The organism is Pseudomonas sp. LBUM1674 (assembly GCF_059695635.1).
Window position 1 is genome coordinate 2,323,358 of record NZ_CP166779.1, and the last position, 25,877, is coordinate 2,349,234.

At 61.0% G+C, this 25,877-nt stretch carries 21 protein-coding genes and 1 riboswitch; of the genes, 13 read left to right on the forward strand and 8 right to left on the reverse strand.

The window, feature by feature from the left end:
• Nucleotides 1-4: 4 nt before the first annotated feature.
• The 4 genes from ACA067_RS10895 to ACA067_RS10910 are packed head-to-tail and all read right to left on the reverse strand — an operon-like array spanning nucleotide 5 to nucleotide 4,781.
• Nucleotides 5-1,504, reverse strand: a complete 1,500-nt coding sequence (locus ACA067_RS10895; protein ID WP_497461749.1) for a hypothetical protein — start codon at nucleotides 1,502-1,504, stop codon at nucleotides 5-7.
• 3 nt (nucleotides 1,505-1,507) lie between these two features.
• Nucleotides 1,508-2,905, reverse strand: coding sequence for a hypothetical protein (locus ACA067_RS10900; RefSeq protein WP_497461750.1), 1,398 nt, complete (start codon nucleotides 2,903-2,905; stop codon nucleotides 1,508-1,510).
• Nucleotides 2,902-4,311 carry an acetyl-CoA carboxylase biotin carboxylase subunit gene (gene accC, locus ACA067_RS10905; protein ID WP_497461751.1) on the reverse strand — a complete coding sequence of 470 codons (1,410 nt, stop codon included), beginning with the start codon at nucleotides 4,309-4,311 and terminating at the stop codon, nucleotides 2,902-2,904. Before accC ends, ACA067_RS10900 begins: the two co-directional genes overlap by 4 nt.
• Nucleotides 4,311-4,781 (reverse strand): acetyl-CoA carboxylase biotin carboxyl carrier protein, encoded by a 471-nt coding sequence (locus ACA067_RS10910; protein ID WP_497461752.1) that lies wholly within the window; start codon nucleotides 4,779-4,781, stop codon nucleotides 4,311-4,313. The genes accC and ACA067_RS10910 overlap by 1 nt, the downstream gene beginning before the upstream one ends.
• Before the next feature lie 196 nt (nucleotides 4,782-4,977).
• Between ACA067_RS10910 and ACA067_RS10915 the strand changes: the two genes are divergently transcribed.
• The 10 genes from ACA067_RS10915 (at nucleotide 4,978) to ACA067_RS10960 (ending at nucleotide 18,587) form a co-directional block, all read left to right on the forward strand.
• Nucleotides 4,978-5,202: an acyl-CoA carboxylase biotin carboxyl carrier protein subunit gene (locus ACA067_RS10915; protein ID WP_497461753.1), complete on the forward strand. Its 225-nt coding sequence runs from the start codon at nucleotides 4,978-4,980 to the stop codon at nucleotides 5,200-5,202.
• A 5-nt stretch (nucleotides 5,203-5,207) separates the two neighbouring features.
• Complete coding sequence (locus ACA067_RS10920) at nucleotides 5,208-5,918, forward strand: GntR family transcriptional regulator (RefSeq protein ID WP_497461754.1); 711 nt, start codon at nucleotides 5,208-5,210, stop codon at nucleotides 5,916-5,918.
• Between the two features lie 63 nt (nucleotides 5,919-5,981).
• Nucleotides 5,982-7,541: a class I adenylate-forming enzyme family protein gene (locus ACA067_RS10925; protein ID WP_497461755.1), complete on the forward strand. Its 1,560-nt coding sequence runs from the start codon at nucleotides 5,982-5,984 to the stop codon at nucleotides 7,539-7,541.
• Nucleotides 7,538-9,118, forward strand: coding sequence for an acyl-CoA carboxylase subunit beta (locus ACA067_RS10930; protein ID WP_497461756.1), 1,581 nt, complete (start codon nucleotides 7,538-7,540; stop codon nucleotides 9,116-9,118). Before ACA067_RS10925 ends, ACA067_RS10930 begins: the two co-directional genes overlap by 4 nt.
• A 62-nt stretch (nucleotides 9,119-9,180) precedes the next feature.
• Entirely contained in the window at nucleotides 9,181-10,455 is a 1,275-nt protein-coding gene (locus ACA067_RS10935) for a spinster family MFS transporter (RefSeq protein ID WP_497461757.1), read from the forward strand.
• Between the two features lie 3 nt (nucleotides 10,456-10,458).
• Nucleotides 10,459-11,466: a YeiH family protein gene (locus tag ACA067_RS10940; RefSeq protein ID WP_497461758.1), complete on the forward strand. Its 1,008-nt coding sequence runs from the start codon at nucleotides 10,459-10,461 to the stop codon at nucleotides 11,464-11,466.
• A gap of 179 nt (nucleotides 11,467-11,645) precedes the next feature.
• Nucleotides 11,646-13,472 carry a DUF1302 domain-containing protein gene (locus ACA067_RS10945; protein ID WP_497461759.1) on the forward strand — a complete coding sequence of 609 codons (1,827 nt, stop codon included), beginning with the start codon at nucleotides 11,646-11,648 and terminating at the stop codon, nucleotides 13,470-13,472.
• A 36-nt stretch (nucleotides 13,473-13,508) separates the two neighbouring features.
• Nucleotides 13,509-14,867 (forward strand): DUF1329 domain-containing protein, encoded by a 1,359-nt coding sequence (locus tag ACA067_RS10950; protein ID WP_497461760.1) that lies wholly within the window; start codon nucleotides 13,509-13,511, stop codon nucleotides 14,865-14,867.
• Between the two features lie 69 nt (nucleotides 14,868-14,936).
• A complete protein-coding gene (locus tag ACA067_RS10955) occupies nucleotides 14,937-16,010 on the forward strand; it encodes a WD40/YVTN/BNR-like repeat-containing protein (protein WP_497461761.1) in 1,074 nt (357 codons plus the stop codon).
• Between the two features lie 30 nt (nucleotides 16,011-16,040).
• On the forward strand, nucleotides 16,041-18,587 hold the full coding sequence (locus tag ACA067_RS10960) for an efflux RND transporter permease subunit (RefSeq protein WP_497461762.1): 2,547 nt from the start codon (nucleotides 16,041-16,043) through the stop codon (nucleotides 18,585-18,587).
• A gap of 12 nt (nucleotides 18,588-18,599) precedes the next feature.
• Here the strand turns inward: ACA067_RS10960 and ACA067_RS10965 are convergent, their stop codons facing one another.
• Genes ACA067_RS10965 through ACA067_RS10975 form a run of 3 tightly spaced genes read right to left on the reverse strand, consistent with a single transcriptional unit; the run spans nucleotide 18,600 to nucleotide 21,414 of the window.
• Nucleotides 18,600-19,391, reverse strand: a complete 792-nt coding sequence (locus ACA067_RS10965) for an ABC transporter ATP-binding protein (protein WP_497461763.1) — start codon at nucleotides 19,389-19,391, stop codon at nucleotides 18,600-18,602.
• Nucleotides 19,388-20,404 (reverse strand): FecCD family ABC transporter permease, encoded by a 1,017-nt coding sequence (locus tag ACA067_RS10970; protein WP_497461764.1) that lies wholly within the window; start codon nucleotides 20,402-20,404, stop codon nucleotides 19,388-19,390. The genes ACA067_RS10965 and ACA067_RS10970 overlap by 4 nt, the downstream gene beginning before the upstream one ends.
• On the reverse strand, nucleotides 20,401-21,414 hold the full coding sequence (locus ACA067_RS10975; RefSeq protein ID WP_497461765.1) for an ABC transporter substrate-binding protein: 1,014 nt from the start codon (nucleotides 21,412-21,414) through the stop codon (nucleotides 20,401-20,403). The genes ACA067_RS10970 and ACA067_RS10975 overlap by 4 nt, the downstream gene beginning before the upstream one ends.
• A gap of 143 nt (nucleotides 21,415-21,557) precedes the next feature.
• A riboswitch (cobalamin riboswitch) is annotated at nucleotides 21,558-21,751 on the reverse strand.
• A gap of 383 nt (nucleotides 21,752-22,134) precedes the next feature.
• Here ACA067_RS10975 and ACA067_RS10980 point away from each other — a divergent pair.
• Nucleotides 22,135-23,031, forward strand: a complete 897-nt coding sequence (locus tag ACA067_RS10980) for an alpha/beta fold hydrolase (RefSeq protein WP_497461766.1) — start codon at nucleotides 22,135-22,137, stop codon at nucleotides 23,029-23,031.
• A 222-nt stretch (nucleotides 23,032-23,253) separates the two neighbouring features.
• On the opposite strand, the gene ACA067_RS10985 is transcribed toward ACA067_RS10980, so the two are convergent.
• A complete protein-coding gene (locus ACA067_RS10985) occupies nucleotides 23,254-24,228 on the reverse strand; it encodes an aliphatic sulfonate ABC transporter substrate-binding protein (protein WP_497461767.1) in 975 nt (324 codons plus the stop codon).
• A gap of 225 nt (nucleotides 24,229-24,453) precedes the next feature.
• Here ACA067_RS10985 and ACA067_RS10990 point away from each other — a divergent pair, with 225 nt between their 5' ends.
• Together ACA067_RS10990 and ACA067_RS10995 are read left to right on the forward strand one after the other, a co-directional pair.
• Nucleotides 24,454-24,669, forward strand: a complete 216-nt coding sequence (locus tag ACA067_RS10990) for a TOBE domain-containing protein (protein WP_059404251.1) — start codon at nucleotides 24,454-24,456, stop codon at nucleotides 24,667-24,669.
• Between the two features lie 261 nt (nucleotides 24,670-24,930).
• Nucleotides 24,931-25,872 (forward strand): aliphatic sulfonate ABC transporter substrate-binding protein, encoded by a 942-nt coding sequence (locus ACA067_RS10995; protein ID WP_497461768.1) that lies wholly within the window; start codon nucleotides 24,931-24,933, stop codon nucleotides 25,870-25,872.
• The last annotated feature ends 5 nt before the right edge of the window (nucleotides 25,873-25,877 follow it).

The window sequence follows — 25,877 nt, forward strand, 5'->3', positions numbered from 1 at the left end:
AGCCTCAGTGAGTACGCAATTCGAAACCGGCCATGGCGATGTGCACATGACGTTGTTCCGGGAGTTTGGCCAGACCGGCGATCAGTTCGTGCAGCGGACGACGCACACTGAAGGTGTCGTCGACCACGGTGGGCACGAGCCCGGTGATCTTTTCGTCGCCATACATGGCGCGCAGCAGCAGCTCATCATCCGAGAGGCCGGGATAGCGACGACGCAGCTCAGGAACTCTTGGCGCCAGTACCGGTGGTTCAAGGGCGATATCGCGGGAGCCATTGGCGAGCACGCGATCTTTTATCTCGGGATCGATCGGCAGTGGCAGGGCACCGAAATAGCCACACACGTATTTCTTCACCTCATCCGGCACCACCTTGTAACGCTCGCCGCACAGCACGTTCATCACCGCTTGCGCGGCAATCATGGCGGGGAAGGGGGTCGCCATCACGGGCGAACCCAGTTCGACGCGGATGCGGGCGATCTCTTCGAGCACGACCGGCAGCTTGTCGGCGATTCCCGCCAGCTGTAGCTGCGACTGCAGGTTGGATATGGCGCCGCCAGCGTATTGGGTGACGAAGTGAGCCGGGTCGTACTCTGCCGGGATACCGAGGGGGAAGCCATTCTCTTCGGCAATCCCGGCGATGTACTCACCGATCTCGTCCGCCGCTCGGTCATCGAAGTCGACCTCGAAGCCGATCTCGCGCAGATTGCGCGCCAGCATCTGCGCCGACGGCCCGGCATTGCCATTGGCCAGCGGATCGATCGAGCACAGCAGGCGGTCGGCACCGTGCACGGCTGCTTCCAGCGCCACCAGTGAGCCGGTCGCATTCAGGCAATGGGTGAGCACTTCAAGCGGCCGATCGCCGATTACGGCCCTGATGGCCGGCACAATGCTGCGCACCTGCTCCACCGTCATGCTGCCGCCGGCATCGCCGAAGGCAAAGGCATCGATATCGAAGCGCTGGATGGCCTCGCGTGCTTTGGCAGCGTAGAACGCCGCGTCGTAGCCCGGTGCCAGGTTATAAACCAGCGCGATCGCGGTGGTGGCACCCAGGCGCTTGGCCGTGGCGATCGATGTCGCCAGATTGTCCCAGCAATGCAGTGACTCAAGAAAGACAATATCGCGCACACCGTTGGCGACCAGACGTTCAACGTACAACTCGCTAAGGTCATCCGGCTCGGGGTAGAAGCTACGTAACATATTGCTACGCACCGCTGCGCGTAGCGATGTGCGGCGGATGCGCTCGGACAACAGACGTATCCGCTCCAGCGGACTCTGGTTGAGGAACAGCACGCTCGCGTCGAATTGCACCAACGCAATGGTTTCAATTGCGGAGAAACCCAGGGCATCCAGACGCTCGGCCATCGGCAGCATGTGCTCGGTGCGCATACGGGTGGCCCACAGGCACTGGTGCGCGTCGCGCAGGGTGGCATCGACCAGCTGGATGCGGCGACGTTTGCCGGTACGGGCGAATTCCGCGTTCACTTTTTCGCGTAGTTGATTCAGCACATGTCACCCCTTGCTGTGTTCGAGATGGATGGACAGGCCAGGGCCTGTGACACTCAATACCGTGTAGTTGGGCCAGCGTTGCAGCAGCCCGTGTGTCAGGGCTTGCTCAGGCGAGCGAACTTCATAGTGAAGTTTCTGCAAGTGTGGCAGTGCAGGGCAGCCGCAGATCAGCGCCGCCAGCGCCTCTTCAGTGGCGGGCATGTCGATCGGACGACAAGGGGTCGCAACGGCGCCGATGCGTTGTTGCAGACGGGTCAGCGACGTGTCGATCGGGCCGTAACAGCCTTGCAGCCACCGGCGCAAGACTGGCTGCAACGTGGCGAAACGTGGGCCGGCGTCGAGATGCTCCAGTGCCTGTCGCGCGATCGCTTTTGCGAAGGGTTGCAGCATCGGCGGATGGCCGAGCTCCTGTCGAATGCGCGTGCATTCACGGGAAAACTCGAACAGGTCGGCCTGGCGTCCGCGCTCGCGCAGTGCCTGCATGGCTTCGGCGGCGATTTCCCCTGGCAACTGGTGTTCGTAAGGGGCCAGGTCGAAGGCCCACGGCAGGCTCTCGGCAAATCCCTCCTGATCCGCCACGGCCGCGAGCTGAGCCTGGGCTTCCTTTATACGATCCTGATCCGGGGCTTGCAGCGGCAGTTCGAGCAACACCGCGGAGCGGACCAACAGCGGCAGCGAAGGCGTCGATGCGCCGTTGGCGACACCGGGCAGCGCGGCATCGAGGCGGTCGACACCGAGTCGAATCGCCTCCAGCGCAACCTGCGGGCCGAGACCGGTGTGGCACCGTGTGTGCAGATCCAGAGGTTTGCCATCAACGCCGCTGCGCAGGGCCGAAAGCAGGCCGGGCAGGCGATCGACATGCAGCAGACCGGCTTCGTCGCGCAGCATGATGCGTTGTGCACCGGTCTGGGCCAGACGCGCGGCAGCGGCCGAATACCAGGCGTCGCCATGCTCATGGTCGTCTGCATAGGGCAGGGCGGCGACTGCGCTCAGGCCATTCGCCAATGCCATTTGCACGGCGTCGCCCAGACGCTGGAAGTCCAGCTGCGGATCGATCAATACGACCTCGCTGATGCCATGTCTGGCGAGCAGTCGTAGCCAGGCGTTCAGTGCATCGCCTGCGAGCACATCGATGTGGCCATGGGCGGGCAGCAGGTTTACCGTTGCGCGCAGGGGTGTGCCATTGGCGCGCGCGCGAAACGCGGAGACGCGTTGCAGCGGATTCTCATCGCGACTGATGCATTGCGCGATCACGGCCGGACTCAGCACCTCGATCGCCGCAAGGCGTGCATGCCCTAGCGAGTTCATCGTCCCCAGCAGCATCGCTGTACTGGCGGCACCGCCCCAGGCAGCGATCTGACCGTCGCTCAGGCTGACATCGACCAATGTTGTCATGCTCATGCGCGCTCCTTGGCTTGTTTCAAAGCCTGTTTGCGGGCCGGTACAAAGACATCTTCTACCCAGCGAGTGGTGACGAGGCCTGCGACGAAGTCCGGGTGGTCGAGCACGGCATGATGGAAGCTGGCCGTGGTCGCCAATCCCACGACTTTCATGTCTTCCAGCGCCTTGCGCATGAGCACGATCGCCTCGCTACGGGTCGGCGCATGCACGATCAGTTTGGCGAGCAGGGAGTCATAAAAAGGCGGAACGGTCGCGCCGCTGTAGCAGTGGGTGTCAACCCGCACGCCTTGGCCTTGGGGTGGAAGCCACTCGCTCACCAGGCCCGGGCTCGGCAGGAAATTGCGGTCCGGGTCTTCGGCATTGATCCGGCATTCGATCGCATGGCCGACCAGTTTCACGTCCGCCTGACTGAACGACAGCGGCAAACCGGCAGCGATGCGAATCTGCTCGGCGACCAGGTCGTAGCCGGTGATCATCTCCGTCACCGGATGCTCGACCTGGATGCGGGTGTTCATTTCCAGAAAATAGAATTTTCCATCGCGGTCATCGACCACGAACTCGATCGTACCCGCGCCGAAGTAGCCGACATTTTTCGCCAGACGAACGGCGCACTCACCCATTTGCTCCCGGGTTTGCGGCGCGAGGCTGGGGGAGGGCGCTTCCTCGATCAGCTTCTGGTGACGGCGTTGAGTCGAGCATTCCCGTTCGCCCAGGTGCACCACGTTGCCATGACGGTCGCCCATGATCTGGATTTCGATATGGCGCGCCAGCTCGATGAACTTCTCGACATACAGGGTCGGATCGCCAAAGGCCGCTTGTGCTTCCGAAGAGGCCGAGCGGAACGCCGCCTCGGCCTCTTCATCGCTGCGCACGATGCGCATGCCGCGGCCGCCACCGCCGGCCGTCGCCTTGAACAGCACGGGATAGCCGATCTCGCTGGCGATGCGGCGTGCGGTGTCGGCATCGGCGACGGCGTCCGAACCAGGCACGCGCGGTACTTCGGCTTTTTCTGCCAGACCGACGGCGGTGATTTTGTCACCCATCGAGTCAATGATCTCGGCGGAAGGGCCGATGAACACCAGCCCTGCGTCTTCGCAGGCCTGAGCGAAATGCGAGCGCTCGGAAAGGAAGCCATAACCCGGGTGGATGGCATCACAGCGCTGTTCCAGCGCGGTGCGCACCAGCAGATCGGCGCACAGATAACTTTGCGCAGCCGGCGGTGGACCAATGACCACGTACTGGTCGGCCAGACGGGCGGCCAGGCTGTCCTGGTCGGCTTCGGATACGGCCGCGACCGATTCGATACCCAGGGTTTTGCAGGCCCGCACGATACGTACGGCGATTTCGCCACGATTGGCGATCAATACCCGGCGAATGTCTCGGGTTGCTACGGGAATGCTGCTCATCAGCGAGTCTCCGGTTCGATAATCATCAATAACTGGTCCCGCTGAACCATCTGCAGGTCTTGGGCGACGATGCGCACGACGCGGCCTTTCACCGGGGAAGCGAGGGTGTTGAAGAGTTTCATGGCTTCGACCAGGCACAGTGGCGTCCCGGTCTCCACCATGGCGTTCTCTTCGACAAAGGACGGTTGGTCGGGGCTGGGTTTGCGATAGAAGGTACCCATCATGGTCGCGCGCACGGCCACCTGGCCTTCGGCGACTTCCGGTTCGCTGGCGACCGGTACGCAGGGCGCTGCCTGGGCGGGTTGTGCGGGTGTGGCACTGCCTTGGGCAGGCTCCAGGGACCGCTGAATCGTGCCGGACTTGCTGGCAGTCAGTGTGGTGTCACCGATGCGCACTTCAAGGAAGTCCAGATGCGTGGTGTGATCCAGAATCTCCAGGATTCTGCGTGCTTCTTTATGTGAGAGCGACATGCCTGATGGCCTCTTGTTGTTCGATTGCCCTGAGTGATAAAAACATTGAAACGTAGGATTGTCAACAATCGTACAATCGTGTAATTTACTGATCATCACCCAGGGCGTTTGCGCAGCTCTTGATAAAAAAGCGTAGCGTGCGGCGACCCAGGGCTCATCGAATTCAGAAAACAACAGTGTTTTGGAGGGGGCGAGAATGAGTACAATCGCGGTTAAATCGGATGTCGCTGGAACCGTGTGGCAGATCCATGTCCGCGAAGGCGATGTCGTTGAAGAAGATCAGACGCTGATCATCATGGAGTCCATGAAAATGGAAATTCCCTTGATGGCCGCAGAATCGGGTCGTGTGGTGAGCGTTCTCGTTGCCGAGGGCGACGTCGTCAAAGACGGCCAGGATGTTTTGCTTATGGAGTGCGATTGAAGTCTATGTCAATGAATGCAGGTTCGGCATCGGCCGCCAAGGGCGGTAGTGCAATAGGTATCATGCGCGCTGGTCGTCAGCGCGTGTTGACGATGCCGGAGCAGATTGCCGAGAGCATTACGCTTGCGATTCTGCGCGGTGAATACGGGCCGGGTGACTCCGTGCGTGAACAGGAACTGGCCGACCACTTCCAGGTCAGCCGTGGTCCGATTCGCGAGGCCCTGCGCATTCTCGAGAAGGTAGGCGTCGTGACCATCGTGCCGCAGCGTGGCGCGCATGTAACGTCATTGAGCAAGCAGGAGATCGACAACCTGTTCGAGATCCGCGCCGTGTTGGCCGGGTTGGTGGCCAAGTACCTGGCTGATCCTGATGCGTCAGTGGTCAATCAAATGGATGCCATCGTCACCCGGCTTGAGCTGATCGCTGCGCATTCGGACGCGCTGGATGAGTATGCACAGGGCAGTTATCGCCTGAGCACGCTGTTGTTCCAGGCTTGCGATAACAAGCAGTTGGCTGAGCTGATGAGTGCGCTGGCGATTCAGACCGCTCGCTACACGCGGTTGGGATTGCGTTCTCCAGAACGCCGGCAGGCTTCCGTCAATTATTGGCGTGAACTGGTGGAAGCACTCAGACAAAACAACAGTACGGTCGCCGGGAAGCTGATGGTTGAACTCATCAACGCTTCCCATCAAGCCGCATTGAATCATTTGGATTAACTCACACGGGGGCACAACACTCCCAAGTGCTGTGTCAAATTGTCGACAATAAGACAAAATATCATGACAAAAAAACGTACCGCAGGATTCATGCTCAGTTGGGCCGCCCGGCAACACCGTGGCCGCACCGCCCTGATCTTCGGCGACAACTGCCTGACTTATGACGAGGTCGAGTCGGGGAGTAACCGTCTGGCCCATGCCCTGGTTTCCCTTGGGTTGCAGGTTGGGGAGCGCGTCGCTGTTTTACTCAACAACTCGCCCGAGGCGATCGAGAGCGTTTTCGCCGTCGAGAAGGCCGGCCTGGTTTACGTGGCGCTCAATGCCCGGCATACGCTGGCCGAGCAGATCGCGATCCTCGACGACGCCGGCGCAAGCCTGTTGGTGGTGGGGCCGGAGTTCCGTGAGATCGGTTTGGGTGTTCTGGGTCGCGTCGAGAGTCTGCGCCACGTAATGGCGCTCGATTGGCAGGCGCCGCAGGTACTGGATTACCGGCAAATGCTCGCTTCAATGCCGGCAGATGCTCCAAATATTCAGGTTTGCGCAGATGCGTTGCTACGTATCGCCTATACCTCGGGCACGACCGGAAAACCCAAGGGCGTTACCTACACGGTCAAGCGCTGGTACGAGCGTTTGAGCAACCACTTCTACGCCATGGAATACAGCCTCGGCATAGAGGATGCGATGTTGCACGTCGGCCCCTTGACCCATGCCGCGGGCGTCCATTTGCTGCCCTGCTACTTGCGTGGTGCGCGCAATGTGATTCTTGAGAAATTCGAGCCTCTGGAGACGCTGCAGCAAATCGAGCGCCACCGGATCAGCCAAATGATGTGCGTGCCCACCATGCTCACGCGCTTGCTGGACACGCTCGACAGCGGCGTCGAGGCCGATCTGTCGTCGCTCAAATGCATTCATTACGGAACAGCGCCGACCTCCGTTGACCTGATCCGCCGAGCCATTGCGCGGTTCGGTCCGGTGATGCGCCAGCAGTATGGAATGACCGAGGCGGTACAACCCTTGGCGGTGCTGTATCCCCATGAACACGCTGAGGACGGTGTGCTGCGCTCCTGCGGCAAGCCGACCGCCAATGTGCAGATCACCGTACGCGACGGGCAGGGCGAGGCGTTACCGGCGGGTGAAATCGGCGAAATCGCCATCGAGAGTTTTGGTATCGGCGAAGTGGCTTTCTGGCGCCGTCCCGATCTGGAGGCCGAGGCCATCCGCGATGGCTGGTACTACTCGGGCGATCTTGGCTACCTCGACGAGCAGGGCTTCCTTTATATCGTCGGGCGCAACAAGGACATGATCATTTCCGGTGGCTTCAACGTCTACGCGCGGGAAGTCGAGGATGCGCTGGAAAGCCATCCACACGTCGTCGAAGTGGCGGTTCTCGGATTGCCCGACCCGGAGTGGGGCGAGCGTATCGCGGCCTTTGTCGTCAGACGCGAAGGCACCACGGTCGACAGCGAAGCGCTCGGCAGTCATTGCGCCACACTGATCGCCGGCTACAAGAAGCCGCGTCTCATCGAGTTCGTTGACGCTCTGCCGCGCAACAACGCCGGCAAAGTCGTGAAAAACATTCTGCGCGATGACTATCTCGCGCGCCTGGAGAGGACATCATCATGAGCACGCCTGTTGCCCCTGAATGGTCGCTGGAGCTCGCCGACATCCGCGCGCGTCGAGAAGTCGCCTATGCGTTGGGTGGCCCGGAAGCGGTGGAAAAGCATCATGCCCAGGGCAAGCTCACGGCACGTGAGCGCATCGGTCATCTGCTCGAGAGTGACAGCTTCGAGGAATTCGGCATATTGGCCGGCGCCGTGAAGTACACGCCGGAGGGCAAGATTGCTTCCGCTACGCCGAGCACGGCAGTCGTCGGCGTGGGCAAGATCGAGCAGCGGCGTACCGTGGTGGCGGCAGATGATTTCACCATTCGCGGTGGGTCGTCGGAGGCCGCGGTGGCTGAAAAATGGATCTACGCCGATCGTTATGCCTGGGAATACAAGCTGCCGATCATCCGTATGATCGACAGCGCCGGTGGCAGTGTGAAGCTGCTCGACAAGCTCGGCCATACCAAGATCCCGGGTTATGCCCTGTTGCCGATCACCAACCTGTTGGGCGCCGTGCCGGTGGTGGGCATTGCTCACGGTGCCTGCGCCGGGCTGGGTGCGCTGCGGGTCGCCGCTTCACACCTGTCGATCATGGTGCGTGGCCAGAGCCAGGTGTTTGCGGCTGGACCGCCGGTGGTGAAGCAGGCGTTCGGAATCGATATCGACAAGAACGATCTCGGTGGCTATGACCAGGTGCATCGCCACAGCGGCATGATCAATCTGGCCGCCAACACGGATGCCGAGGCATTGGATCTGGCCAAGCGTTTCTTGTCTTATCTGCCGGGCAATGTCTGGGAACAGCCACCGCGTGTGGCATCGGCGGACGCTCCCGGCCGCCGCGACGCCTGGCTCAACGATGCTATTCCCCATGACCGGCGCAAGATCTTCAACCCGCACAAGATCCTCAAGTCGATGGTCGACAAAGACAGTCTATTCGAGATGTCTCCGGATTTCGGCGCGTCGACCATCACCGCGTTTGCCCGTTTCAACGGCCATTCTGTGGGGATCATCTGCAACAACCCGCGGGTCGGTGGCGGCGCGCTCACTCGTGCGGCGGCGCTTAAACAGACCCGATTCATTGACCTGTGCGACACCTTTCATCTGCCACTCATCTTCCTCGTGGATCAGCCGGGTGTCATGACCGGGCAAGAGGCGGAAATGCAGGGCACCTTGAGTGCTGCGATGCAGGCCGTGCATGCGATCGAGCAGGCCAGCGTGCCCGTGATCACCATCGTGCTGCGCCGCTGCGTCGGTCTCGCCGGTGCCATGGTCAGTCCCTGGCATGGTCCGACGGGCACGGCATTGCCGCACCGGTTTGCCTGGCCTTCGGCGCAGTGGGGCTCGATCCCGATCGAGGGGGGTGTCGCGGCAGCCTACAAGCAGGACATCGCCGCAGCGGATGATCCGCTGGCACGGCGCAAGGAGCTGGAGGCTCATTACCAGGCCCTGGCTTCACCGCTGCGTACCGCCGAGCGCTTTGGCGTGATCGACATCATCGAGCCGGACAGTACACGTCCACTGCTGTGCAACTGGGTGGGTGACGCGTATCGCATCACCGCGCTTTCCCTTGGGCCGAAGCGGCGAACCATGCGCTAGTCCTGGCAGGACGAGTGGCATCCAGCCTTGCCTTCATAAAAATAATTCAAAGGTACAGACCGATGTTCTGGAAAAAGAGTCCCTGTGCAGTGCTCGCAACGCTGATGGTGATTCACCTGTTGGCTCAGGTGGACCGCAATATTCTGCTGGGCTTCGCACCGCAAATCACCAGCGAGCTGGCGATCAATAACGCGCAGTACGGCTTTCTCGTCGGCGCGGTCTGGGTGCTGAGCTACGGCGTCATGGCGGTGGTGCTCGGCGCGCTGGCCGATCGACATAGCCGGCCACGAGTGATTGGCGCCGGCATGCTCGTCTGGAGCGCCTGTACGATTGCCTCCGGCTACGTCCAGAACTTCGAACAGATGGTTGTGGCGCGTTTTCTGGTGGCTACCGGTGAAGCCGCTTTGGTTCCCGCCGCCACGGCGCTGTTGATGGAGCTGTTCTCGGAAAAGCGCCGGGGCACGGCGGTGGGGCTGTTCTACCTCGGCATTCCGTTGGGCATTGGTTGCAGCTTTTTGTTGGCTGGCACGCTCGGCGCCACCCATGGCTGGCGCACCACGTTCCATGTCCTGGGGATTGCCGGAGTGGTCATCGGCCTGCCTTTGATGCTGATGGGCGACAAGCGCAGTCACAACACGGCGCAAGAGCGCGGTGCTCCGCTCAAGACCCAGATGGTTGCGGTGCTCGGTGAACTGCGTGACAACCGTGTCGTGCGTTACACCGTTGCCGGATTTGTGCTGGCCCATCTGGTCTATCCGGGCATTTCTTTCGCGCAACTGTGGATGACGCGGGAAAGGGGGCTGGATCCGGCCACTATCGCTATGACCCTGGGCGCCATGCAGATCGTTTTCGGCTCATTGGGTGCGTTGGCAGGCGGCATGTTGAGTGACCGCCTGGCCCCGCGTTTCAAAGGCGGACATGCCAGTGTCCTGTTGTTGCTCATGCTGCTGAGCGCGCCCTTCATGATTGCTTTCCGCCTGGTACCGACTGACTCGCCGCTGTTCTATGTGGGGATGGCGGTCGGCATCTTCATGTTGATGTCGCTGTACGGTTGCGCGACCACCGCGATTCAAGGCGCCGTCCCCGTGCGCATGCGTTCGACGGTGATGGGGTGCTCGATGCTCCTGCTGAACCTGTTCTCGGTGGCGCTCGGCTCCTTTGTCGTGGGCTGGATCAGCGACGCGCTGGTGGCTGCCGGGGTGGCCTCGCCGCTGACCCATGTGTTGCTGGTCAGCGACATTCTGGCGTTGGTGTTGGGTGGGTTGTTCTTTTATCTGGCGGCTCGCATCAAGCGTGAAAGCTCGCATGCGCTGCCGACCATGGGAATCAAGGTTTAACTTATGACCAGGTCCGCCGTCATTCAATTTCAGTCGGTTGTCAGCCAGTACCTTCCGGGTGTTCTGGCCAGCATCGTGGTCGCCATTGCCGCGCGCTTTCTGGCGGATCAATACCAGGCGCCGGTGATGTTGCTGGCACTCTTGCTCGGCATGGCGATGAATTTTCTGGCGGCGGGGCCGAGCAAGCCGGGCATCGATTTCAGCGCTCGTGAAATCCTGCGCGTCGGGGTTGCCTTGCTGGGCCTGCGCATCTCCCTGGAGCAGATCGTGGCGCTCGGTTGGCATCCGGTGCTGATCGTTGTGGTTTCGGTAGTGGTCACCATTGTGGTGTCCATGCTGGCGGCGCGTGCGCTGGGCTTCAATGCGCTGTTCGGCCTTTTATCCGGCGGTGCTACTGCGATCTGTGGGGCGTCTGCGGCGCTGGCGTTGGCGGCGGCGCTGCCTGCCCATCAGGCCAAGGAGCGCGCGACGCTGTTCACGGTCATTGGCGTGTCCGCTCTGTCGACCCTGGCCATGATCCTGTATCCGGTGATTGCCCGGGCGCTCGGCCTGGACCCGCTGCAAGCCGGGGTATTTCTCGGCGCCACCATCCATGACGTGGCCCAGGTGGTCGGTGCCGGGTACAGCATGTCCCATGACATCGGCGATACCGCCACGGTGGTGAAGCTGATGCGCATCGCCATGCTGCTGCCGGTCATCGTTTGTGCGGTCCTGATCACCCGTTCTCAGGGCGGGCAGGGGACAGGTGAGCGGCCTCCGTTGTTGCCCTGGTTTGCGGTGGTCTTCGTAGTATTGGCGACGGTAACCAGTTTGGGTTGGCTCCCTTCAGTGGTGCAGAGCCTGGGTAATCAATTATCCAGCTGGTGTCTGGTCGTGGCCATCAGTGCGCTCGGGATGAAAATCCAGTTGAAGGAGCTGGCGACGGTGGGGCTCAAGCCCATCCTGTTGATGATAGGTGAAACCCTGTTCCTGCTGGGACTGGTATTGCTGTTGATACGATTCGGTAGTTGAGTCGGGTCGTTCAATACCGCGGGGTGTGCTGACTCCGGCGGTATTGATTGGGCCACTTTGAATGAATCGAACGCTCCCCTGATGGGGATAAGAGTGGTGAGCTCTGTTACGCCCGAATCGGGTAGCCAGATGTTCTTTCATAAACACAGAACAACAATAAAAAAAACCGGAGCCAACGTATGCGAATAAACAAAAAACCTGGAGTGAGTCTGTGGGCGCCAATGCTGCTGGCCTCGGCGCTGTTCGTCGCCGCATTGCCGGCGGCCCGGGCTTTCGAACTCACCACCGGAAATGAAGATTGGGCCGTGCGTTTCGACAACACGTTCAAGTTCAACTATGCCCAGCGGGTCGAAAGCCCCAACAGCAAGTTGGCCAATGCGTGGAACAACAACGACGGCAACCGTAACTTCTCCTCGGGCAGTGCGGTGTCCCAGCGTCTGGATGTGCTCTCGGAACTGGACGTGACCTACCAACAGAAAATGGGTTTTCGCGTCAGCGCCAACACTTGGTATGACCACGCCTATGACACTGTCGGCAGCGATAACGCGGCAACCAATCAGCTTAACCACGGGGTGCCGGACTCGCGTCATCTCAGCGGTTACTCCGACCGCTACTACAACGGCCCGTCCGCCGAGATCCTCGATGCCTTTGTCTTCGGCAGTACGGAAGTCGGCGAAGAGTCGATGCTCAGCGCCAAGCTTGGCAAGCACACCCAATACTGGGGCGAAAGCATCCTGGCCTTTGCCCATGGCAACAGCTACGGCCAGTCCGGCCTGGATATTTCCAAGGCGCTGGCGGTGCCGGGCACCGAAGCCAAGGAGTTGTTCATCCCGCGCAACCAGTTGTCCACCAGCTTCACAGTCAACTCGGAGCTGACCCTCGGTGCCCAGTATTTCTTCGACTGGGATGCTTCGCGCCTGCCGGAGTCCGGTACGTACCTGGGCTTCAACGACGGCATCCAGAATGGCGGGCACAACCTGTCGTTGATCGGCGGCGTCAACCCGTTCTTCGGTGCGCCCGGCCCGATCGGTGCCAACCAGTTCCTGCGCCTGAGCAATGGCCATACCTTCACCCCGGACAAGCACGGCGACTTCGGCCTGATGGCCAAGTGGAGCCCGGAATGGCTGGACGGCACCCTCGGTTTCTACTACCGCAACACCTCCGACATCCTGCCCAACCTGGTGCTGCAACCGACCGCCGTCGGCCCGGCACAGCTGATCTCCGGCAACATCGGCAGCTACAACCAGTTCTACGTCGATGACATCGATATCTATGGCATCAGCCTGTCCAAGAGCATCGCCGGGGTCAGCGTCGGGTTCGACCTCAACTACCGCGAGAACATGCCACTGGCCAGCGTGGCGGGCACTGTCAGTCCGGCTGCGGCCGCCGCCGGTTTGCCCGGCTTCATCGGCAGCTTCAACGGCGAAGACGGTGTGGCCCGCGGCAACACCGTGCACGCGGTGCTCAACGGTTTGACCACCTTTGGCGACACGCCACTGTGGGACAGCTCTTCGTTGCTGGTCGAACTCGGCTACAGCCGCTGGCTGAAGGTGACGGACAACAAGCAGTTGTTCAAGGGCGAAGACTGGTACCACGGCACCGACAAGGTGACCAAGGACAATTACATCATCGGCGTCAACTTCAATCCAACCTGGTACCAGGTGTTCCCGGGCATCGATATGTACCTGCCGATGACCTACAACGTCGGCCTCAACGGCAACTCCGCCGTGCAGCTCGGCGGTAACGAGGACTCCGGCAGTTATTCGGTCGGCATCGGCATGGATGTACGCAATCAGTACCGCTTCGACCTGAAATACGTGGACAACTTCGGTCCATTCGATACCTGCAGTTCACCAGGCAGCGCTGGCAGTCAGGGAGACGGCGCTGCGCCGGGTGCCAACGGGCAATACAACTGCGCCGTCGGTCAAACCACCGCCTTCGGCGGCACCCCGGCGCAGCTCAAGGATCGCGGCATGGTCACGGCGACCTTCAAGACAACTTTCTGATTCGCGATTGCTAAACACAATCAGGAGAACGACAAAATGAAATGCATGAACACACTGTTGACCGCTTCGCTCGCGCTGACCTTCGCCGGTCTCGTCCAGGCCGCCGTGCCCGCCGCAGACGCCGCCAAACTGGGGAGCAACCTGACTGCCGTAGGCGCCGAAAAAGCCGGGAATGCCGATGGCTCGATTCCGGCCTACACCGGCGGGCTGACCACCCTGCCGGCAGGTTTCAAGGCCGGTGATACCGTTCGCCCGGATCCTTATGCCAACGAGAAGCCGCTGCTGGTGATCGATGGCAAGAACGTCGCCCAGTACAAGGACAAGCTGACCGCCGTCACCGTCGAATTGGCCACGCGCTTTCCAAGCTTTCGCATTGACGTCTATCCGACTCACCGCAGTGTGGCCCTGCCTCAGGGCGTGCTGGACAATACGGTGAAGAACGCTACCGGTGCCAAGTCGCTGGAAGGTGGCAACGCGATCGAAAATGTATTACCTGGCGTGCCTTTCCCGATCCCGCAGTCAGGTGCCGAGGCCATGTGGAACCACCTGTTGCGCTATCAGGGCGTCGCCTATTCAACCAAGTATGACTCCTGGAACGTCGACTCCGCAGGTGCGCAGATTCTGGCCACCAGTGGTGAGATCTCCAACTCGTTTCCGATCTTCGAAGACCTGAGCAAGATCATCGATGGCAAAGACACTTACTTCCAGACCCGCTTGTTCTATACAGGTCCTGCCCGCCGGGCGGGTGAAGCGATCATGCTCAAGGATGCTGCCAACCCATTGGTGCAGGCTCGCCGCGCCTGGCAGTACTTGCCCGGGCAACGCCGCGTGAAGCTGGCACCGACCCTGGCCTACGACACGCCAAACCCGGGCACCGCCGGTTCGGGCACCTATGACGATGTTTATGTCTTCAACGGTGCGCTGGATCGCTATGACTGGAAACTGGTCGGCAAGCAGGAAATGATCGTGCCCTACAACACCTACGCGCTGAGCTACCTCAAGGATCCGAAAGCCCTGACCACGCCGAACCACTTGGCGCCGCAATTCGTACGCTGGGAAAAGCATCGGGTGTGGGTCGTGGAAGGCACGCTGAAGGCCGGTGCCCGTCACGTCTACGCCAAGCGTCGCTTCTATCTGGATGAGGACAGCTGGGTCGCTCTGGCATCCGACCAGTACGACGCCCGCGGCCAGCTGTACCGTGGTTCCTTCAGCTTCCTCTCGCAAAGCTACGATGCGACGACACCCAACACCACGCCGCACGTGATCTATGACCTGATTGGCGGGACCTACAACATCAATGGTTTGTCGGGCGCCTACGGCGGTATCAAGTACATCGCACCGCTTTCCAAGGCGCAGTGGTCGCCGGATGCGCTGGCCGGTAATGGTGTTCGCTAAAGCACGGTGCATGAAGAGGCCGGCTGCACCCAGCGTGCAGCCCGGTCCGGTTTTACAGGAGGACGCACCATGTGTTCATGCAAAAAACCCGGGTTGCTGGTGTTGGCGATGCTGTTGGCGTTGTGCCAGACCATTGCCCAGGCGTCCGGTTACGTTGATGTGCTGGATTTGCCCGCCAAGCCCAGTGCGTTGGCCGTGCGCAGCCCCTTGCTCGATGTTGCGAATGCCGGGCAGCGCCTGGTCGCCGTCGGGCAGCGCGGCCACATTCTTTATTCCGATGACGCCGGCCAGCAATGGCAGCAGGCTGACGTGCCGGTCAGCAGCGACCTGAATGCCGTGTATTTTCCCACCGCGGAGCAAGGCTGGGCGGTCGGCAATGATGGGGTGATCCTGCACAGCAGCGACGCCGGCGTGACCTGGAAAAAGCAACTGGACGGTCGAGAGATCGGCGCGTTGTCGGTCAAGCATTATGCGGCGCTGGCGGCTGCCGAGCCGGGCAACGAGCAATGGCCGCTGTTCGTCGCCGATGGCCAGCGGCTGGTCGAAGAGGGCGCCGACAAGCCATTGCTCGATGTCTGGTTCGCCGACGACAAGCTCGGTTACGTGGTCGGCGTATTCAACCTGATCTTGCGCACCGAGGATGGCGGCCAGAGCTGGACGCCGTTTCAGGACCGTACCGATAACCCGCAGAGTTTTCACTTGAATGCCATCGCGTCGACCGGCGATGCGCTGTACATCGTCGGCGAGCAAGGCCTGGTGCTCAAATGGGACGACTCGCAGCAGCGTTTCGCCGCCCTGGTGACACCCTATCAGGGCAGCTATTTCGGTGTCGTCGGCAAGCCTGGCGAAGTCGTCGTCTACGGCCTGCGCGGCAATGTGTTGCGCAGCACGGATGGCGGGACGAGCTGGAAGCCGTTCGATACCGGCCTGCAAGTCAGTGTCACCGCCGCTGCGATTGATACCCAAGGTCATTATCGGTTGTTCACCCAAGCGGGACACATGCTGGTCGATCAGGCCAACAACGCCCGGTTGCAATTGGTGCCGCAACAGAACCCGTCACCAGTGGCCGGTGCCGCCCTGGCCAGCGATGGTTCGCTGATCGTGGTGGGCAGTCGCGGCGCACGTGCGCTCCTCAAAGAATAAGAACCAGAACAATAGAGCGAGTACTCAGACATGGCCCATACCAAGCAAGACAATATGCCGGTGATCCGCGATCTGCGTGACTTTGATCGGCGTTCCGGCAATCGGCTGGAGCGGCTGGTGTTCAACTACCGCCCGCTGTTCATCCTGCTCATGACCCTGGCCACCCTGGTGCTGGGCTACATGGCGGCGACCCGTCTGGAGCTGCGCCCCAGTTTCGAGAAAATGATTCCGCAGAGCCAGCCGTACATCAAGAATTTCCTGGAGAATCGTCAGTCGCTACGCGGCCTGGGCAACTCGGTACGGGTGGTGGTGGAAAACACCCAGGGCGACATCTTCGACCCCGACTACCTGAATGTGCTCAAGCAGGTCAACGACGAACTGTTCCTCACTGAAGGCGTCGATCGCGCGTGGATGAAGTCGCTGTGGACGCCGGCCGTGCGCTGGACCGAAGTCACCGAAGAAGGCTTTCAAGGCGGCCCGGTGATGCCCGACAGTTATCAGGGCTCGCCCTCGGACATCGAACAGCTGCGGCAGAACATCACCCGCGCCGGCATCGTTGGCAGCCTGGTGGCCAGCGATTTCAAATCGAGCATGCTGATCGTACCGCTGCTGGACAAGGCCTCGGCCACTGGCCAGAGTATCAACTACCATCAATTTTCACAGATGCTCGAAGCGCAATTGCGCGACAAGATCGAGTTCGCCGGTGACAGCGCGGCGCGCCAGGCCGGGGAAGAGGGCAAGGGCCACTACAAGGTCCGGGTGATCGGTTTTGCCAAGCTGATGGGCGACCTGATCGATGGCTTGATTCAGGTGATGATGTTCTTCGGCCTGGCTGTGGTCACCTCGCTGGTGATCATCTACCTCTATACCCGTTGTGTGCGCAGCACCTTGCTGGTGGTCGGTTGTTCGCTGATTGCGGTGGTCTGGCAACTGGGCATCGTCGCCTGGCTGGGGTATGCCATCGACCCCTACTCGGTGCTGGTGCCGTTCCTGATCTTTGCCATCGGCGTGTCCCACGCGGCGCAGAAGATGAACGGCATCATGCAGGACATCGCCCGCGGCACCCACAAGCTGATCGCCGCACGCTATACCTTCCGCCGTCTGTTCATTGCCGGCGTCACTGCGCTGCTGGCCGATGCCGTGGGCTTCGCGGTGCTGATGCTGATCGACATCCCGGTGATCCAGGACCTGGCCATTACCGCCAGCATCGGTGTGGCGGTGCTGATTTTCACCTCGCTGTTGCTGATGCCGGTGGCGCTGTCCTATGTCGGCGTCGGTGCAAAAGCGGCCGAGCGTGCGCTGAAAATCGACACGCGGGCCACCGCGCATGAGGGCTTCGGCAAACTGTGGGACAGCCTCGATCGCTTCACCACACCGAAGTGGGCCACCGGCGCCGTCCTGGTGGCCGCCTTGCTCGGGATCGGCGGCTTTGCGGTCAGCCTGCAGCTGAAGATCGGCGACCTCGACAGCGGTGCCCCGGAGTTGCGCGCGGACTCGCGCTATAACCGTGACAACGCCTACATCACCCAGCATTACGCGCTGTCCAGCGATCTGTTCGCGGTGATGATCAAGACCCCGGTGGAAGGCTGTCTGAATTACCAGACGCTGATCCTCGCCGACCGCCTGGCCTGGGAACTGCAGCAGTATCCCGGCGTGCAAGCCACGGCATCGCTGGTCAACGCGGTACGCCAGATCACCGCGGGATCCTACGAAGGCAACCCCAAGCTCAACAGCATCCAGCGCAACCAGAACGTGCTGAACTATGCCGCGCAACAAGCCTCGGTCAACTCTCCGGAGTTGTTCAATACCGACTGTTCGCTGATGCCGGTGATCGCTTTCCTCAAGGACCACAAGGCCGAGACCCTGGATGCCGTGGTGGCCATTGCCGACAAGTTCGCCAAGGACAACAGCACTCCGGACCGTCAGTTCCTGCTCGCCGCCGGCACCGCCGGCATCGAGGCGGCGACCAACATTGTGGTGCGCGAGGCCAATCGGACCATGCTGTTGTACGTCTACGGGGCGGTGACGCTGTTTTGCCTGATCACCTTCCGCAGCTGGCGCGCCACGCTGGTCGCCCTGCTGCCGCTGGTGCTGACCTCGATCCTCTGTGAGGCGTTGATGGTGGTCATGGGCATCGGCGTGAAGGTCGCAACGCTGCCGGTGATCGCCCTCGGCGTCGGCATTGGCGTCGACTACGCGCTGTACCTGCTCAGCGTCCAGTTGCAGTACCAGCGTCAGGGCCAGTCGTTGATGCAAGCCTACCGCAACGCCGTGTCGTTCACCGGCCGGGTGGTGGGGCTGGTCGGTATCACCCTGGCTGCCGGCGTGGTGTGCTGGGCCTGGTCGCCGATCAAGTTCCAGGCGGACATGGGCATCCTGCTGACCTTCATGTTCCTGTGGAACATGTTGGGTGCATTGATTCTGATCCCGGCGTTGTCGCATTTTCTGTTGCGCACTGATCATGTCCTGGGCAAGAAAGCAGAGGGGGTGGCCCTTGAAGAGTCTGGTGCCGAGGGATCGCAGGGGATGGAGCACTGCGTTTCTGAACGGCGTGGCGAAGACAGGCTGCGTGTGTAAACTTGCGGCGAGTCAAACAGAACGAAACCGCAGAACCCGCGCACCGTCGAAAGGGTCGGTCAGGTAATGCGCGTGCACGCCAAATGTCTCCAGCAAGCGCTGCGGGGTCAGCACCTCCAGCGGCTTGCCGAGGGCCACCAGTCGCCCCCGTTCCAGTACCGCCAGACGATCACAGGTCAGTGCCTGGTTCAGGTCATGCAGGGCGATCAATGTCGTCACCGGCAGCGCCTGCACCACGTTCAGGATCGCGAGCTGATGCTGGATATCCAGGTGATTGGTCGGCTCGTCCAGCAACAGAATCTGCGGGCGCTGGGCCAGGGCGCGAGCGATGTGGACACGCTGGCGTTCACCGCCGGACAGACTGTGCCAGGTACGGTTTTTCAGGTGCGCCGCATCGACGTCGCACAGCGCCTGCTGGACGATGGTAGCGTCCTCGTTCGACCACGGGCTCAAGGCCGACAGCCACGGTGTCCGGCCCAGGGCCACGGCATCAAACACATTGATGGCGTCCAGGGTGTCGGCCTGTTGCTCAACCACCGCCAGGGTTTGCGCGATGGTCCGCCGTGATAGCGCCTTGAGGCGCTGGCCGTTGAGTTGGATGTCACCCCGGCTGGGGACGCGCACGCCGGCCAGCAGTTTCAGCAGCGTGGATTTTCCCGAACCGTTGGGCCCGACGATGCCCAGGGTTTCTCCCCGTCGGATGTCCAGGTGGATATCGTGCAGCAGTTCAGCGTCGCGGACTCGGAACCCGAGTCCGGAACAGCTCAGCACGGATTCGCCGATAACAGGTGTGAGGGCATTCATCGGGCATTCCTCCTGCCGATCAGGATCAACGCGAACACCGGAGCGCCGACCAATGCCGTGATGACTCCGACCGGGATCACCTGGCCTTTGATCAGTGTCCGGGAGAGGACATCGGCGGCGATCAGAAACACTGCACCCCCCAGCGCACTGGCCGGCAGCAGGCGCGCATGCCGGGTGCCCAGCAGCAGTCGCACGGCATGGGGAATGACCAGCCCGACAAAACCGATGGAGCCGACAATCGACACCATCACTGCCGTCACCAGTGCGGCGCAGCTGATCAGCAGCAATTGCACGCGGCGTACCGGGATGCCGAGCGAGGCGGCCGAGTCGGCGCCGAAGGTGAAGGCGTCCAGTGCCCGCCGATGCCACAGGCAAACGGCAAGACCGGCCATAGCAACCGGGACGGCCAGCCACACCGACGGCCAGCGCACCCCGCTGAGATTGCCCAGCAACCAGAACATGATGCCGCGGGCCTGTTCGGAACTGGCCGACTTGGTGATCAGGAACGCCGTGAGCGCATTGAATAGCTGCGAACCGGCAATCCCCGCGAGGATGATCTGCGAGGTACCGCCGGGCGAACCGCTGGCACGGGCCAGCAAAACCACCACGGCGAAGGCGGCAACCGCCCCGGCAAACGCGCCGACCGACAGCGAAATCAGTCCCGCCCCCAGGCCCAGCAATGCCACCAGCACCGCGCCCGTCGAGGCGCCGGCGGAGATGCCGAGCAGGTAGGGATCGGCCAGCGGATTGCGCAGCAGCGATTGCAGGATCACCCCGCAAGTGGCCAGACCCGCACCGCAGGCCGCGGCCACCAGCGCGCGGGTCAGGCGATAATTCCAGACGATGCCTTCGTCGATCGGGTCGAGGACATAGCCGGCAGCCCACAGTTTGTTGGCCAGCACCTGGAACACCACGCCCGGAGCGATCGGCGTTTCACCGATGGCCACTCCGGCAATGACGGCCAACAGCAGGGTCATTGCGGCGAGCAATGTGCGAATCAGCGTCCTGGTCATTGCGGCAGGTCATAGCCGTCGATGGCTGATGCCAGGGTGGCCAGGCCGTCGAACATTCTGACGCTGGCCTGCATGGCCATGGCGTCGAGAATGATGATGCGGTTGTTTTTCACCGCGTCCATGTTGCGGGTCACCGGGTCGCTGCGCAGGAATGCCAGTTTCTTCAGATGGTCGTCAGCGGGAAAGCGACGGCGATCCATGCGTGCGATGACCAGGAACGTCGGGTTGGCCTTGGCGATGGTTTCCCAGCCGACGGTCGGCCATTCTTCGTCGGATTGCACCACGTTGCGCACGCCCAGGGTGTTGAGCATGAAGTCGGGAATGCCCTTGTGTCCGGCGACATAAGGGTCGATGTCCAGACTGGCACTGGAGAACCAGAACAGCGCGCTGGTGTGCTTGAGGTCCTTGTTCTGCACCGTGGCGACAGACTTCGCCAGGCTGGCCTTGAGTTCGTCGTTCAACTGCCGGCCGCGTTCCTGCACATCGAAGATCTCGGCCAGTTGGCTGATGCTTTTGTAAATGCTGTCGATGCGAAACGCCTCCAGCCGTGTGCCGTCGGCGCCGACCAGATTGTCCTTGGCTTCGCAGTCGGAAGGCATCAGGTAGGTCGGGATCTGCAGCTCGTGAAACTGCTCGCGGGTACCGACCACGCCTTGCGGGCCGACCATCCACTCCAGTTCCACCGCCACCAGCTGCGGGCGTTTGCCGATCACCGCCTCGAAACTCGGCTCGTTATCGGCCAGGCGCGGGATCGGGTCGTTCACTGTCTTGTACTTGGCCAGCACCTCGTTGAACCACAGCGACGTGCCAACCAGTTTGTTGCCAAGCCCCATGGCGTAGAGCATTTCGGTGCCGGCCTGGCCGATGGTCACGGCGCGGCTCGGTGCCTGCTCGAAGGTCAGGGTGCTGCCGCAGTTCTCGACCGTCAGGGGGTAGTGGGTCGGGGCCGCATGGGCGAGAGTGGACAGACCCAGCGCAGTGACGAGGGTGGCAAGGCGTGACAGCAGCATGACGCAAACTCCAGTTGACCGTACTCGGGGCAGGGGGCACGGACTGGAAACACATCATCGAACGCTGCCGTTAAAGCACTGGCGTGGCGATCACAGCAGGTGACGCACGGCGCAAGGATGTCCTTCCCGGACACCCCGCCGGTTAGTGATTAGCTTGGCCGGCAGGTCTCCTGACTGATGCGTCATCGCCTGGCTCCAGCCTTCCCGGAAGCGATCCCAGTGGCAGTTCAGGAGCAGGCTCAGCACCTACAGTTGCGGGGGCAGTTCCGATTGATGCCGTGTCGGGCATCTCGGATTCCCTATTAATCCCATGTGGAAACCGGCGGCCGGCATGGTAGTCGATCATGCCGTTCAACGGTCCAGTATTTTTTCTCGTGTGCCGATTCCAGGGTGCAAGTGCGCGTTGAAGGTCAATCAGCACCAAAGTGCTGCACAGGCTTGCAGACCGGGAAATACCTGCTTAACTCTGAACCTCTGGTCAGTCAGTGACTTATCGGTCACAGAGCGCTGCGTAACACGCTCGCGCTGTCGCCGCTTGCCCGTGATGCAGGTTAAACCCCAGGAGGCCCATGCGTTGACGTTTGAAAACCACCTTGAGCTTTTAATGTATTTACCTGGCACTTCGCTGTCGGTTCCACCCGTACTGCTTTGTGCGATAGGGCCCTGTGGGCATCCCTCACGCTGTGCGCTCAGTCCAATGGGTTCAAGGAAGAAAATGACATGATGCCGAAAACCGCCATCGTCGAGATTTGCGATAAGTACAAGATTTATACCGAACACTATCTCAACGCCGCCGCTGACAAAACCATCATTCTGGTCAACGGCTCGCTGTCAACGACCGCATCCTTTGCCCAGACGGTGCGTTACCTGCAGCCGCAATTCAATGTGGTCCTCTACGATCAGCCCTATGCCGGTCAGTCGAAACGACACAACCTCCACGGCCAACCGATCCGCAAGGAAGACGAGGCAGCGATTCTGCTGGAATTGATCGAACACTTCAGTGTGCACCATGTGCTGTCCTTTTCCTGGGGCGGTGCGGCGACCCTGGTGGCGCTGGCCCAGCGGCCACAACGAATCGAGAGGGCGGTCATCAGTTCTTTCGCAGCGCGCATCAATACACCGATGCGCGATTACCTGGAACGCGGCCTGCACGTACTCCAGGCCTGCGATCGCCTCAATGTCGGACGCTTGATCAACAACACGATCGGCAAGCACCTGCCCTCGCTGTTCAAACGCTTTAATCACCGCCATGTCAGCAGCCTGGCGGAGCACGAATACAGGCAGATGCATTTCCACGTGAATGAGGTGCTGACCCAGGACACCCACTGTTACATCACCTGTGCCAATGCCATCGACATCCCGCTGCTGTTTGTCAACGGCGAATGGGATGAATACACCTCGGCGGAGGACGCCCGGCTGTTCGGCGAGCATGCTCCTCAGTCCGAGTTCCATACCGTCACGAACGCCGGGCACTTCCTCGATATGGAGCACCCGGCAGCCTGGCATGAAACCCGGCAGGCCTTGCTCGGTTTTCTGCAGCCGGCGTCCGGGATGCGGGGTGGTGACGAGCCCTTTAGCATCGTTAAACGTAGTGAGTGCCGGGTTGCGGCAGGATAGCTGGGGGGCTGGGCGCCAATAGCACAGTCTTGTCGAACGCGTGTGGCGAGGGAGCTTGCTCCCGCTGGACTGCGCAGCAGTCCCTCTTCTGGGGCCACTGCGCAGCCCGGCGGGAGCAAGCGCCCTCGCCACAGGGTTATGTGTTCACCTGTCGAGCTGACCGGGTTCGAATCTCAGGACGAAACGCTTCGGCCAGTCGGCCGGATTCAACGGCAATCGTTCTCACGGCTTCCAGATTTCAACATCCTTCGCATCCACCGCCTTGGGCAATAACCCCGCGGCAAAAAACGCATCGGCGATTTTCTGCTGCTCACCCAACTGATCACCTTTCACCGGCTGCACCTGATAACTGCGATGGGTGTTGGCGGTCTCGACGGTCGCCACATCCAGGTTGCCCCACAACGGGCTGAGTATTTTCGCCGCTGCACCGGGGTTGGTTTTCACCCATTCGCCGGTCTTGTGCAGTTGCTCGTAAACCAGCTTGAGCACCTCGGGATGCGCCTTGGCGTAGGGGGTGCTGGTCAGGTAGTAGCGTTTGTAACTGGCCAGGCCTGCGCCGTCAGCCAGGGTGCGCGTCGGCAGTTGACGTTGTGCGCTGGTGAGGAAGGGTTCCCAGGTGACCCAGGCGTCGACCTTGTTGTTCTCGAAGGCGGCCCGGCCATCGGCGGGCGACAGGTAGGCCGGCTCGATGTCGGAAAACTCCAGACCGGCTTTTTTCAGGGCGGCGATCAGCAAATAGTGGGAGCCGGCCGCCTTGGTGACCGCGACTTTCTTGCCTTTCAAATCCGCCAGTTGCTGCAGTGGCGAATCCTTGCGCACGACGATGGCCTGGGCCGAAGGCGAGGGCGCTTCCTGGGCAAAATAGGTCAGCTTGGCCTGGGCGGCCTGGGCGAAAATCGGCACGGTGTCGGCCACGTCGGCACTGATGTCGACATTGCCGACATTCAACGCTTCCAGCAGTGGCAAGCCACTGGAAAACTCATGCCAGCTCACATCGATGTTGTTCTGCGCGAGGGTTTTCTCCAGGGTGCCTTGAGTTTTCAACAGCGTGATCAGCGTCGATGACTTCTGGTAACCGATGCGCACCGTCTCCCGGGCCTGCGCCGGGAGGGCGAAGGACAGGGCCAGTGCAATGGCAAGGCCGGTCAGTAGCGGGCGACGGAGTTTCGCTTCAGGGTTTTTGGTGGGCTTGGACATGGCACGCTCGCTATTCAGCAGGAGAGTAGGGCTATCTGCCATGAAGCATATGGTTCTAAAAAACTTTTTATAAATAATTTTTTAGCATTAGCTTAGTGATTTTGTATATTCCATTCGGGAATAAATAAATAGTTATTTATTCCTTTTATTGTTATCCCAGGAGGTGCACCTTAGAGGCCTGCACATCAGTGCGAATTTGCCCAACACCAGACAGGAAGCCTCACCATGACCATCAAAGCGATCAACGTACGTAACCAGTTCAAGGGCGTCATCAAGGAAATAGTGGAAGGCGAAGTGGTCTCCGAAATCGATGTGCAAACCGCCTCGGGCATCGTCACCTCAGTAATTACCACCCGCTCGGTGCGTGACCTTGAATTGAAGATCGGTAGCGAGGTCATTGCCTTCGTCAAATCCACCGAGGTCTCGATCGCCAAACTCTGACCGGGCCGGCCACAAGCCTTGAATCTCAAGACCCCGCGGCTTCGCTCTTCTTTGCCCCATCGGTCGGGCAGATATCGAAGCCGTTCACGAACCGTCCGACGCAACCGGCATAACCATATAATTATATGATTCTTTCATAATTATTGATCGCTAATATAATCAAAATTGCTTTCTGGCTCGCCCTCGAAACCTCGCTGGACGCAACACGGCTGACCCGGTTTTTTGCTCGGCCTCTTCGAACCAACCCACTCAAGGTCTTTCATGAAGTTGAAAAAACTCATCGTCGCCGCCAGCCTGTTGTTCGCCGCAGCGGGGGCTCATGCACAGCAAGCCATCGATATCAGCTACCAGCGTTCTTCGACCTTGTGGATTCTGCTCAAGCAGAACGGCCAGCTGGAAGAGCGTCTCAAACCCCTGGGCTTCACCGTCAACTGGCATGAATTCAGCACCGGCCTGCTCAGCTCCCTTAACGCCGGCAGTGTCGATTTGCACGCCGACGTCGCCGACGCCTTTGCCCTGTTCACCCAGGCGGCCGATGCGCCGCTGACTTATTACGCCAGGGAAAATCCATCGTCCAGCGCCCAGGCGATCATCGTTGCGGACCATTCACCGATCCGTAGCGTCGCCGACCTGAAAGGCAAGACAGTCGCCGTCTCCAAGGGCTCGGGCAGCAACTTCCTGTTGATTTCGGCCTTGAAAAAAGCTGGCCTGACCCTCGCCGACATCACCCCGCGTTACCTCGAAGCACCGGATGGCGGCGCGGCATTCGCCAACGGCAGTGTCGATGCCTGGGCTATCTGGGACCCGTTCCTGGCCACCCAGCAACTGGATCATCACGTGCGCGTGCTGGCCGATGGCAAGGACGGTGTGGCCAATTACAACCGCTTCTACCTGGCGACGTCGGAGTTCGCCAATGCACACCCGGACGTGTTGCAGGTCACCTTCGACACCCTGCGCGAGACCGGGCAATGGGTCAAAACGCACCCGCAAGAGGCCGCGAAAATTCTCGGACCGCTGTGGGGCAACATTCCCCCGACCACGGTGGAGCTGGCGAACACCCGCCGCAGCTACGACATCGTGCCGGTCAAGGTCGATGAACTGGCCGAGCAGCAACGCATCGCCGATACCTATTACGCGGCGAAGCTGACGCCCAAACCGTTGAAGGTATCCGACATCGCTGTCTGGACGCCGAAGGCGCAGTAAGGGGG

Coding starts and splice junctions, on each gene's coding strand:
- accC (WP_497461751.1), bottom strand. CDS start 4,311: ATGAGCAGCATTCCCGTAGCAACCCGAGACATTCGCCGGGTATTGATC.
- ACA067_RS10960 (WP_497461762.1), top strand. CDS start 16,041: ATGGCCCATACCAAGCAAGACAATATGCCGGTGATCCGCGATCTGCGT.
- ACA067_RS10975 (WP_497461765.1), bottom strand. CDS start 21,414: ATGCTGCTGTCACGCCTTGCCACCCTCGTCACTGCGCTGGGTCTGTCC.
- ACA067_RS10930 (WP_497461756.1), top strand. CDS start 7,538: ATGAGCACGCCTGTTGCCCCTGAATGGTCGCTGGAGCTCGCCGACATC.
- ACA067_RS10955 (WP_497461761.1), top strand. CDS start 14,937: ATGTGTTCATGCAAAAAACCCGGGTTGCTGGTGTTGGCGATGCTGTTG.
- ACA067_RS10940 (WP_497461758.1), top strand. CDS start 10,459: ATGACCAGGTCCGCCGTCATTCAATTTCAGTCGGTTGTCAGCCAGTAC.
- ACA067_RS10965 (WP_497461763.1), bottom strand. CDS start 19,391: ATGAATGCCCTCACACCTGTTATCGGCGAATCCGTGCTGAGCTGTTCC.
- ACA067_RS10990 (WP_059404251.1), top strand. CDS start 24,454: ATGACCATCAAAGCGATCAACGTACGTAACCAGTTCAAGGGCGTCATC.
- ACA067_RS10995 (WP_497461768.1), top strand. CDS start 24,931: ATGAAGTTGAAAAAACTCATCGTCGCCGCCAGCCTGTTGTTCGCCGCA.
- ACA067_RS10900 (WP_497461750.1), bottom strand. CDS start 2,905: ATGAGCATGACAACATTGGTCGATGTCAGCCTGAGCGACGGTCAGATC.
- ACA067_RS10980 (WP_497461766.1), top strand. CDS start 22,135: ATGATGCCGAAAACCGCCATCGTCGAGATTTGCGATAAGTACAAGATT.
- ACA067_RS10985 (WP_497461767.1), bottom strand. CDS start 24,228: ATGTCCAAGCCCACCAAAAACCCTGAAGCGAAACTCCGTCGCCCGCTA.
- ACA067_RS10970 (WP_497461764.1), bottom strand. CDS start 20,404: ATGACCAGGACGCTGATTCGCACATTGCTCGCCGCAATGACCCTGCTG.
- ACA067_RS10950 (WP_497461760.1), top strand. CDS start 13,509: ATGAAATGCATGAACACACTGTTGACCGCTTCGCTCGCGCTGACCTTC.
- ACA067_RS10915 (WP_497461753.1), top strand. CDS start 4,978: ATGAGTACAATCGCGGTTAAATCGGATGTCGCTGGAACCGTGTGGCAG.
- ACA067_RS10945 (WP_497461759.1), top strand. CDS start 11,646: ATGCGAATAAACAAAAAACCTGGAGTGAGTCTGTGGGCGCCAATGCTG.
- ACA067_RS10920 (WP_497461754.1), top strand. CDS start 5,208: ATGTCAATGAATGCAGGTTCGGCATCGGCCGCCAAGGGCGGTAGTGCA.
- ACA067_RS10935 (WP_497461757.1), top strand. CDS start 9,181: ATGTTCTGGAAAAAGAGTCCCTGTGCAGTGCTCGCAACGCTGATGGTG.
- ACA067_RS10925 (WP_497461755.1), top strand. CDS start 5,982: ATGACAAAAAAACGTACCGCAGGATTCATGCTCAGTTGGGCCGCCCGG.
- ACA067_RS10910 (WP_497461752.1), bottom strand. CDS start 4,781: ATGTCGCTCTCACATAAAGAAGCACGCAGAATCCTGGAGATTCTGGAT.